The organism is Novosphingobium sp. GV079, assembly GCF_003058045.1.
GTDB classification, from domain to species: domain Bacteria; phylum Pseudomonadota; class Alphaproteobacteria; order Sphingomonadales; family Sphingomonadaceae; genus Novosphingobium; species Novosphingobium capsulatum.
Window position 1 is genome coordinate 423,238 of the sequence record NZ_QBUE01000004.1, and the last position, 10,669, is coordinate 433,906.

The window sequence follows — 10,669 nt, forward strand, 5'->3', positions numbered from 1 at the left end:
ACGACTGGCATTGCCTGCATGGCAACCATGCCCGTTGCCGCACAGGCCAACACCGAACTTCGCCAATTCGCCATTCCGGCGCAATCGGCCGAAACCGCCATCGGTATCCTGGGCCATCAGGCCAATGTGCAGATCATTGCCTCGCGCAAGGTTACCCGCGCGGTGCGCACCAACGAAGTGCGCGGCCGCCTTACCGTGTCCGACGCGCTTGAGCGCATGTTCGCCGGCACCGGCCTCGCCGCCCGCCAGACCGGCCCTGCGACGTTTGCAGTGATCGCCCGCCCGCTGTCGAACCGCGCCCCGCTTGCGACGCAAACCGTTGCCCTGGCCAGCCAGGCCGCTGCGCCAGAGCCGGCCGCAGCGCCTCGCCCCGCCCCAGAAGCACCCGCTGCGGCAGAGCCCGAGCCGCAGGCGATCATCGTCACCGGCCTGCGCGCCAGCCTCGACAGTGCGCGCGGCATCAAGCGCGCATCGTCGGGCATCGTCGATGCCATTTCCACCAAGGACATCGGCAAGCTGCCCGATGCCAACCTTGCCGAATCCCTGCAACGCATCACCGGCGTTTCGATCGACCGTTCCGGCGGCGAAGGCGCTTTCATCACGGTTCGCGGCTTTGGCCCGGAATTCAACACGGTTCTGGTAAATGGTCGCCAGGTGGCCACCCCTACCGACCCGAGCCAGGCCTCGGGTCGGGCCTTTTCGTTCGACACGTTGGCGTCGGAACTGGTCTCGGGCGTGGAAGTCTACAAATCGTCCACCGCGCGCTATCAATCGGGCGGTGTCGGTTCGACCGTGAACATCAAGACCGCGCGCCCTTTCGACTACAAGGGCCGCAAGTTTTCAGCGACAGTTGACGGCAACTATGACGGCAACGCGCGCAAGGTAGCGCCAGACGCCTCGTTCCTGTTTGCCGACACGCTGGCCGATGGCAAGTTCGGCATCCTCGTTTCGGGCAGCTACCAGCATCGCTTTACGCGGTTGGCGCAGGCGCAGACCGACGGCTGGCTGGTCAACCCGGCGGTGCCGGCGGCAGAGGTGAACGGCGGCAAGGGCACGATCAGCGCCAACAATCCGCAGGGCAACATCTTCATCCCGCAGAACTACGACACCAAGGTGACGCGCGAAGACCGCGAACGCATTGGCGGCACGGTGGTGCTGCAATATCGGCCCAGCGATGCGGTGACGATCACCGCCGATGCGCTCTATACCAAGTTCACCAACAAGACCGAAACACGCTCGTACGGTCACTGGTTCACCGCATCGAACCTGACCGACGTGGTGACCGATGCCAATGGCACCGCAACCGACCTGACCCAGGCCAGCGGCATCGCCACCGACTTCCACTACAAGAAGTTCGACAAGCGCACCAACACCCGCGAATTCGGGCTCAACCTGGAATGGAAGGTCACGCCCAACCTTACGGCCTCGTTCGACGGCACCTATTCGCTGGCCAAGGAAGACCCCAACGGTGGGCAGGAAGCCTATCTGGCGCTGCTTGGGTATCTCACCGGCTCGTCGCGCTATCAGTCGGATGGTTCGGTCCTGCCCTGGCAGACCGAAACCCTGCCCACCTTTGCCAACCCCGCCAGCCCCTGCGGCAGCGCAGTGACCAATTCGGGCCAGCCGGGCAGCACCACCCCGGTGGGCGCTGGACAGCCGATGTGCCAGCACGTGATGCTGCTGCGCGGCTATGGCATCCGCGACAAGGTCACCCAGGGCCGCGCTGATTTCGCCTACAAGGGCGATGGCAGCGAAGGCCTGGTGAATGCCAACTTCGGCCTCTATTATTCGCGCGATCGCAAGGATACGTCGCTCTATTCCAACGATGGCGGCACGGGCTGCACCACCTGCGGCTATAACGCGCCGGCTCCGGCCGGGGTGCCGATTACCACGTTCAATGCTGGCAGCGGTTTCCTGTCGGGCCTGAGCGGCGCCAACCGCCTGGCCACGCAATGGCTGACGTTCGATGGCCCCACGCTGTTCAACGCGATCACCGCGCAACAGCGCGTGACCAACCCGAACTTCACGTTTGCGCCGCCCCTGGTGAACGACACGATCGTGACCGAACGCGTGCTGGGTGCCTATCTCGAAACCGAGTTCAAGGGCGATGTCGGCGGCCGGCCGCTGTCGATCGTGGCCGGCGTGCGGTTCGAGGATACCCAGACCAGCGTTAACGGCCTGGCCACCGCCTATACTGGCCTGGTCAAGCTGGCCAACGACCAGACCCAGTACGGTTCGGCCTCATCGGGCACCACCCGCACCGTGGGCAAGGCGCATTATCTCGACGTACTGCCCAATATCGCGCTGAAGTGGCAGTTGACCGATGCGGTAACCCTGCGCTTTGCCGCATCGCAGACGATCACCCGGCCAACGCTGGAACAGCTTTCGCCGGTGACGACGCTGGTCACGCTGCGGCCCGGCAATTTCGCCGCCAGCCGCGGCAATGCCGATCTCAAGCCGTTCAAATCAAGCAACCTCGATTTCTCGGCCGAATACTACTACGCGCCAAGCAGCTACATCTCGATTGGGGCTTATCTCAAGAGCGTCAACAACTTCATCGTGTTGAACCAGACCACCGGCACGGTGGCCAACGCTTCTGGTGGCCCGCTGCTCGATCCTGCAACCGGCCTGCCGGCCCAGTTCACGGTGACCGCACCGGTCAACGGGCAGGATGCCACGGTCAAGGGTATCGAGGCGGCCTGGCAGCATACCCTGGGCGACAGCGGCTTCGGCTTCCAGCTCAACGGCACGCTGGTCGGTTCCAACCGCAAGCTCGATACCCAGAACCTGGCCAACAAGTTTGCGCTTACCGGTCTGTCCAACTCGGCGAACGCGGTGCTGTTCTATGACAAGAACGGGATCGAGGCGCGCGTGGCATGGAACTGGCGCGATCGGTTCCTGCAATACCTTGCCCCGCCGCCGCTCAATGGCGCGGGCCAGGCGGTTACCCAGGTTCGTCCCTATTCACAGATCGATGCCAGCGCCACGTACCACGTCACGCCAGAGTTTTCGGTCTTTGTCGAAGGCGCCAACCTGACCAATTCCCGCACGCTGAAATATGCCTATTATACCAACCAGTTCCTCTATGCAGAGGATTCGGGCCGGCGCTTCAAGTTCGGGGCACGGGTCAACTTCTAAGGCAAACCCGTGTAGCATCACGGGATGAACAAAGGGGGCGCGCAACGGGAAACTGTCCGTGCGTGCCCCTCCTGCCCGGGAAACCGGGCACACACGATGGGAGATACATGGCAATGTCCGGCACGTCGCCCCGTGCGATCCGTTCGGTCTGCATCGTTGGCGGCGGATCGGCTGGCTGGCTCACCGCCGGGCTGATCGCTGCCCGCCATGGGCGCGATCTTGCGGTCACGCTGGTCGAAAGCGTCTCGCGCGGGACGATCGGCGTGGGCGAAGGCACCTGGCCAACCATGCGCAACACCTTGCGCAAGATCGGCCTTGCCGAAACCGATTTCATGCGCGCGTGCCATGCCTCGTTCAAGCAGGGCGCCAAGTTTGCCCGCTGGCGCACCGGGGCGGCCGATGATTTCTACTATCACCCGCTGGTCCTGCCCGAGGGGTTTCCCGATCTTGATCTGGCGCCCTATTGGAACAGCGCCGAACAGGGCATCGGCAATGGCGGGCCATCGTTTTCCGATGCCGTTTGTTTTCAGGAATACCTGTGCGAACAGGGCCTTGCGCCCAAGCTGATGACCTCGCCCGATTACGCCGGGATTGCCAACTATGCCTATCATCTCGATGCGGTGAAGCTGGGTGAGCTTCTCGCTACGCATTGCACCGGCAAGCTGGGCGTCAACCACATCGATGACGAGATCGTCGGCGTCACGCGGCGCGACGATGGCGATATCGCTGCCGTCATCGGCCGCGACAGCGGCGCGATCGCTGCAGACCTGTTTGTCGATTGCACCGGCTTTTCCTCCCGCCTGCTGGGTGAGGCACTGGAGGTGCCGTTCATCGACCGGTCCGATGTCTTGTTCATCGATCGCGCCTTGGCCGTGCAACTGCCGGTAGAGGAAGACAGCCCGATTGCCTCGCACACCATTTCCACCGCGCAAAAGCATGGCTGGATCTGGGACATCGGCCTGCCTACCCGGCGCGGCATCGGCTATGTCTATTCCAGCCGCCACGCTGGCGCCGATCGCGCCGAGGAAGAACTCGCCGCCTATGTCGGCCCCGGTTTTGCCAAGCTGACCCCGCGCGAAATCCCGATCCGTTCGGGCCATCGCGCCCAGTTCTGGAAAAACAACGTGGTCGCGGTGGGGCTCGCGGCCGGTTTCCTCGAACCGCTGGAAGCATCGGCCCTGGTGCTGATCGAGCTATCGGCCGATTACATCGCCACCAGCATGCCGGCTACGCGCCAGGCGATGGACTTTGTCGCCCGCCGCTTCAACAGCATGACGCGCTATCGCTGGGACCGCATCATCGAGTTCCTCAAGCTGCACTATGTGCTGTCCGAACGCAGCGACACGGCATTCTGGCGCGACAACCGCGATCCGGCCACGATCCCGCAAGACCTGCAGGATCAGCTCGAACTCTGGCGCGACACGCCCCCTGGCGAGCACGACTTTGCCAGTGCGCACGAGATGTTCCCCGCTGCCAGCTATCAATACGTGCTCTATGGCATGGGCTTTCGCACCCGCCCCCGCGCCGGCCAACTGGCGCAGCGTGACATGGCCGACGATGCCTTTGCCCGCACCGCCGCGATGAAGCGCAAGCTTGGCCAGATGATGCCCACCAACCGCGCCCTGCTCGACAAGCTGGCGCAGCACCGCTTTCCGCCGCTCTGAGCCGAGACGAGACGAACCACGATGAAGCTTGCGCAACTCACCCGCACCGACCACGCGGATCTTCGCATCGATCCCGCGCGCGCGGCGGCCAGCGCCGCCACCGTTCACCTCGTGCCGTTGGTGGCCGACGAAATCCGCACCGTGGCGCGCCAGTTCCCGGTGTTCCTGGCCAAGGATGGGGAAACCGGCGCGTTCTATCCTGCCGCGCTGATGGGGCTTGAGCCGCACGAAAACCTGTTCTGGAACGGCAGCACGATCGATGCCGATGTCCTGCCGCTCAACCTGCTGCGCCTGCCGTTCTTCGTGGGTGGCGAAGGGGCCGAGGCAGTGATCTGCATCGATACCGAAAGCCCCGCGATCGATCCGGCCGGCCCCTGCCCGATCGTCACCGCCGAGGGCGGCGAAAGCGACTATTTCCGCTCGGTCCAGGCGATCCTGGGCCGCCTGGTGCAGGGCCAGGAACCCACGCGCCGGCTGGTTGACCTGATGCTCGAACACAAGATCGTGCGCGAGTTCAAGCTGGACCTGGCGTTTCACGACGGCAGTACCAGCCTGCTGACGGGCCTTTATGGCATAGACGAGGTTGCGCTCGGACGCGCCCGCGATGGCATTGCCGATTTCGCCGATCTGATGATCATGGCCGCGATGTGCCTGTCGCAAGACCATGTCGGCGCGCTGGTCCGCCGCCGCAATGCCCGCCTGGCCGCGCAGGCCGACTGGTTCACGCCCGGCGCCTGAAAGACCGCCGGTGCCGGTCCACCCCCCGATCCGCATGGGCCGCGAGGCTGTCCCGCTGTGGATCATCGACGATGCCTATCCCGCGCCGCAGGCACTCCACGCCGCAGCCGCCGCAGCCAGCTTGGCCGCCACCACGGACGACCTTTACCCCGGCGTGCGCGCGCCGGCCCCGGCGGTCTGGACAGACTGGCTCAATCGCGCAGTCCAGGCCTGGCCCGGCCTGGAACAGGCGCGCGTGCTGCGCGCCGATTTCGCCATTGCCACGCGCGATCCGGCGGCGCTCGCCCCGGTGCAGCGTATCCCGCACTTTGACGATGCGGACGAGACGATCATGGCCGTGGTGCACTATCTGTGCCATCCGCCCCATGGCGGCACCAGCTTCCACCGCCAGCGCGCCACCGGGTTCGAACGGGTAACCAAGGCACGCGCGCCGGCCTGGCGCCAGGCGCTGGCCGCCGATGCGGCAAGGCACGGCCTTCCGCCCGCGGCCTATCACACCAACGACACCGCCATGTTCGAACGGATCGGCGCTGCCGCGCTGCGGCACAATCGGCTGATCGTCTATCCTGCCAACTGCCTGCACTGTGGCGACGTGGCCGGATCATGGGCGGGTGGTGACCGCCTGACAATCACTGCCCTGCTGCGGATCGATCCGGTTTAGCCTTAGCCCTCTCGCCAGTCAGGCGAGAGAGAGCAGCCACCCGCCGAGCCCGGCGACCCCCAGGGTGGCGGCGACGTTCCATTTGCGGCTCAAAATCAGCCAGGCAGAAGCCGCCGCCAGCAAACCGGCCCGCACGTCAAAGCTGCTCAGAACCGGCACGTTCAGCGCCAAGGGCCCGATCCGCACCGGGCGCAGCACCGCAAACAGCACCTGCAGCGCGAACCACGCACTCAGGTTGGCGATCACGCCGACGATGGCCGACGTGATCAGTGCCAGCCCTCCCTTGAGCAGGCGCGCATGTTCGAGCCGCTCTATCCACGGCGCCAGGGCAAAGACCCACAGAAAGCATGGGGCAAAGGTGACCCAGGTGGTCAACCCCGCGCCCAGTATCCCGGCAAGCAGCGGCGTGAACGGCGCCGGCGCGCGAAAGGCCGCCAGATAGCCGACGAACTGGGTAACCATGATCAGTGGACCGGGGGTGGTTTCTGCCAGGCCTAGCCCGTCGGCCATCTCGGCCGCGCTCAACCAGTGCTGCGCGCCAACGGCCTGCTGCGCCATGTAGGCCAGCACGGCGTAGGCACCACCAAAGGTCACGACGGCAAGCTTGGAAAAGAACAGGCCAATCCGCCACAGCACATGGTGCGGCCCCAACAGGGCGAGAACCACGATCATCGGCGCTGCCCAAGCGGCGGCGCCAATGGCGATCGACCATAGGCTGTGCGCCCAAGGGCGCGGCGAATGGGGCGGCAACGGTGCTGCCGCTCCCAGGCCCAGCCAGGCGGGCCGATAGCGCGCCACCATCGCGCCCAGCCCGCCGCACCCAATCACGACAAGGGGAAACGGTGCGTTGCACAGGAACAGCGCCAGAAACGCCAGCGCGGCGACCGCCTTGCGAAACGGCGTGCCGAGCGCCCGCCCGGCGACACGGGCCAGCGCCTGCACCACGATGGCCAATACCGCCGCCTTGATCCCCAGGAATACTGCCGCAAACCACGCCAGTCCGGCGGCCGAGGCATAGAGGATAGACAGCGCCAGGATTACCAGCGCCCCGGGGATCACGAACAGCAAGCCGGCGGCCAGTCCGCCGCGAATGCCGTGCAGCTTCCACCCGATCCAGATCGCCAGTTGCTGCGCTTCCGGGCCGGGCAGCAGATGGCAGAAATTGAGCGCGTGCAGATACTGATCCTGGCTGATCCACTTGCGTTGCTCGACCAGTTCACGGTGCATCAGCGCGATCTGCCCGGCCGGCCCGCCAAAGCTGAGGCAGCCGATCCGCGCCGCCACGCGCACCATTTCGTTGAATTGCGGAGGGGGAGACGTCTCGTTCATGGCCCGGCCAACACCTTTTGCGCCCACGAAACCGCAGGCGAGCGAAAGGCAACGCTTGGGCTCGCGCCTGACCGGGAGGTCGCATGGCCCCGGTTGCTTTGGCCTAATCCATGGGTTCGGCCAAGGCAACCGGGGCTGCAAAGGTCAGGGCTTTTTCGGTGCCACCGCCTCACCAATCTCATGCGCCTTGCGGCCCACGATCGCGTCAGACTGGCGCGCTGCATCGAGGAACATCTCTTGCGATGCCACGGCATAGTTGCAGCCCACGAACAGACTGTCGCTGGGCTCGGAATGCGGTGCTTCACCGCCAAAGGCCTTGGCCAGCATCGCCGCCATGGCATTGCCGGTCGGTTCGAACGCGCCCAGCATCGGCCCGCTTTCGGGATCGATGAAATGATAATACTGTTCGGTCGCCTTGATCGGCGCACGCTCCAGCTGGTGTGCTGCGATAAACGCCTCGGCCTTTTTGCGCGGCCACAGCGTTACCACCCAGTTCTGCATGAAATAGACGCGGTCGACCGGCTCGCCCAGCAGCATCGCCGGCTTAGCCAGGGTATAGCCATACAGGCCGAGCATGCCCTCGGTCTGCTTGTCATCCTTGATTTCGTGCATCCACGGCGGCGCATCGCCAGCCAGGAACAGCGCCCCGGCAAACGCCTCGAGCGCATCGCGCGAACGGCATGACAGCGCATCGCCCAAGGTCTGCGGGGTCAGCGGAACGTCGCCATCGGCAGTTTGGGCCCGCACCGGGACAGGCGCAAACCCGGCAAGCAGGAGAGATAACGCGGCGGCAAGATAAGGCATCCGTTTCATCGGGTTAGTTTGGCGGCGGCGACGGCGATAGGCAAGTGGGCACCGCCACCATTCACCGAGCCCTGGCCACAAACCACGCTTGCGTCCTTGCGAAATAACCTGGATGATACATTATATCATGATTCGCAGGACAGGAACGATGATCGATCCCACCGCTATGCCGCCCGTCGTTGACTCCCGCCTTCCCGTCACCGTGCTGTCGGGCTTCCTTGGTGCGGGCAAGACTACGCTGCTCAACCACATCCTCGCCAACCGCGCCGGTCTGCGCGTTGCCGTCATCGTCAACGACATGTCGGAAGTGAACATTGATGCCGACCTGGTGCGTGGCGGTGAGGCGGCCCTGTCGCGCAGCGAGGAAGCGCTGGTCGAAATGACCAACGGCTGCATCTGCTGCACCTTGCGTGATGATCTGCTCCACGAAGTGCGGGCGCTGGCGCAAGCCGGGCGGTTCGATTACCTGGTGATCGAAAGCACGGGCATTTCCGAACCGCTGCCGGTTGCCTCTACCTTCTCGTTCCGTGACGAGGCCGGCATGTGCCTGGGAGACGTGGCGCGGCTCGATACGATGGTTACGGTGGTCGATGCCATCAACCTGCTCAAGGATTACGCCAGCCAGGATTTCCTGGCCGACCGCGGGGAGGCGCTGGGCGACGAGGATGACCGCAGCCTGGTGGGCCTGTTGGTTGAGCAGATCGAATTTGCCGACGTGGTGGTCATCAACAAGGCGTCGGCCGTGACACAGGATCATCTACAACTGGTGTGCAAGCTGGTGGCAAGCCTCAATGCCGATGCCCGCATCCGCATGTGCGATCATGGCCGGATAGAACTTGCCGATATTCTCGCCACGGGGCTATTCGACGAAGAAAAGGCGGCGCAGCATCCGCTGTGGGCCAAGGAACTCTATGGCTATGCCAGCCACGTTCCCGAAACCCAGGAATACGGCATCGAAAGCTTCGTCTATCGCGCACGCCAACCGTTCGATCCCGCCAGCTTCCACGCCTTTCTGACCACCAACGGCCTCGATCAGGTGGTGCGCGCCAAGGGCCATTTCTGGCTGGCGACCAGGCCGGATTGGGTCGGTGAACTGGCCGTGGCCGGCAGCCAGACGATGACCGCGCGGATGGGCCGCTGGTGGGGCAGCATTCCCAAACAGCAATGGCCTGCCGACGATCGCTTCGAACAGTTTGTTGCGCAGCATTGGCATGCGCAATGGGGGGATCGACGCCAAGAACTCGTGTTCATCGGCATCGGCATGGACGAGGCCCGCATCCGCCGCGATCTTGATGCATGCCTGGTCCCGGCTCAGGCCTTCACCCCGGATGCATGGGCAACGCTGCCCGATCCCTTTCCCGCCTGGGGGGAAAGCATGGCCATGGCCGATTAAGCCCTGCCCCGCGCCACAATTGGGGCGTGACAGCAGCCTGGAACGGCGACAAGGTAAGGGCGTTTTCCCGCCTATTGCCGTGTGCCGCTCGCGTCTGTCCAGGCATTGCGCAGGGCAACCTTGCTGACAAAGGAAACGTACCTGTGGCGATGACCAAGCAAGCGGGCCGCGAATATCATCTCGTCGACCGGATCGGATGGCTGCGCGCCGCGGTGCTGGGCGCCAACGATGGCATTCTTTCCACGTCCAGCCTGATCCTGGGCGTCGCTGCGGCCGGCGGCACGCGGTCCAGCGTGCTGATTGCAGCGCTGGCGGCCCTGGTCGCGGGGGCGATGTCGATGGCTGCGGGCGAATATGTCTCGGTCAGTTCGCAGCATGATACCGAGCAGGCCGACCTGGCGCGCGAGCGGGCCGAACTGGCCGCAGACTTTTCCGGCGAACTGGAAGAACTGGCCAGCATCTATCGCGGGCGCGGCATCGATGACGCAACGGCGCATATCATCGCCCGCGAACTGATGGCCAAGGACGCGCTGGCCGCGCATGCCCGCGACGAACTGGGCATCACCGTTGCCAATACGGCCCGGCCGATCCAGGCCGCATTCACCTCGGCAGCAACATTCACCTTTGGCGCCGCCATGCCGGTGCTGATCGCGGCGATCGCGCCTCGTGCCTGGCTGATCCCGATCGAAATCGTCGGCTCGCTGCTGTTCCTGGCCGTGCTCGGTGCAATCGGTGCCGTCGCCGGCGGCGCCAATGTATGGCGCGCCACGGCCCGCGTCACGTTCTGGGGGGCGCTGGCGCTGGCCGTTACGGCGGGTATCGGCCGGCTGGTGGGCACAGTAGTCTAAGTGCCTGATTCGGAAGTTTCTCAAGCAAGGCAATAGGTTGCGGTTCGCCGGGTGATCATTCGGATGGAAGCGATGAGGGCCCATGCGGTCGAGG

8 protein-coding genes are annotated in these 10,669 nt (G+C 64.8%); 6 read left to right on the forward strand and 2 right to left on the reverse strand.

The features are described 5' to 3' along the window. Nucleotides 1-18: 18 nt before the first annotated feature. The 4 genes from C8K14_RS07890 to C8K14_RS07905 all read left to right on the forward strand — a co-directional run bounded on the left by C8K14_RS07890 (nucleotide 19) and on the right by C8K14_RS07905 (nucleotide 6,201). On the forward strand, nucleotides 19-3,138 hold the full coding sequence (locus C8K14_RS07890; protein WP_233250965.1) for a TonB-dependent receptor: 3,120 nt from the start codon (nucleotides 19-21) through the stop codon (nucleotides 3,136-3,138). Between the two features lie 107 nt (nucleotides 3,139-3,245). Further along, nucleotides 3,246-4,802, forward strand: coding sequence for a tryptophan halogenase family protein (locus tag C8K14_RS07895; protein WP_233250966.1), 1,557 nt, complete (start codon nucleotides 3,246-3,248; stop codon nucleotides 4,800-4,802). Between the two features lie 21 nt (nucleotides 4,803-4,823). Continuing rightward, on the forward strand, nucleotides 4,824-5,540 hold the full coding sequence (locus tag C8K14_RS07900; protein WP_107716253.1) for a SapC family protein: 717 nt from the start codon (nucleotides 4,824-4,826) through the stop codon (nucleotides 5,538-5,540). 10 nt (nucleotides 5,541-5,550) lie between these two features. Next, entirely contained in the window at nucleotides 5,551-6,201 is a 651-nt protein-coding gene (locus C8K14_RS07905) for a DUF6445 family protein (RefSeq protein WP_107716309.1), read from the forward strand. A gap of 18 nt (nucleotides 6,202-6,219) precedes the next feature. Here C8K14_RS07905 and chrA read toward each other — a convergent pair whose 3' ends face one another. Together chrA and C8K14_RS07915 are read right to left on the reverse strand one after the other, a co-directional pair. Beyond that, complete coding sequence (gene chrA / locus C8K14_RS07910) at nucleotides 6,220-7,530, reverse strand: chromate efflux transporter (protein WP_107716254.1); 1,311 nt, start codon at nucleotides 7,528-7,530, stop codon at nucleotides 6,220-6,222. A gap of 144 nt (nucleotides 7,531-7,674) precedes the next feature. Next, nucleotides 7,675-8,343, reverse strand: a complete 669-nt coding sequence (locus C8K14_RS07915) for a hypothetical protein (RefSeq protein WP_107716255.1) — start codon at nucleotides 8,341-8,343, stop codon at nucleotides 7,675-7,677. A 139-nt stretch (nucleotides 8,344-8,482) separates the two neighbouring features. Here C8K14_RS07915 and C8K14_RS07920 point away from each other — a divergent pair, with 139 nt between their 5' ends. Next, on the forward strand, nucleotides 8,483-9,727 hold the full coding sequence (locus C8K14_RS07920; protein WP_233250967.1) for a GTP-binding protein: 1,245 nt from the start codon (nucleotides 8,483-8,485) through the stop codon (nucleotides 9,725-9,727). Nucleotides 9,728-9,876: 149 nt separating this feature from the next. Next, the gene (locus C8K14_RS07925) at nucleotides 9,877-10,575 is read left to right on the forward strand and encodes a VIT family protein (RefSeq protein WP_022675906.1); all 699 of its coding nucleotides are present in this window, start codon (nucleotides 9,877-9,879) and stop codon (nucleotides 10,573-10,575) included. Nucleotides 10,576-10,669: the final 94 nt, after the last annotated feature.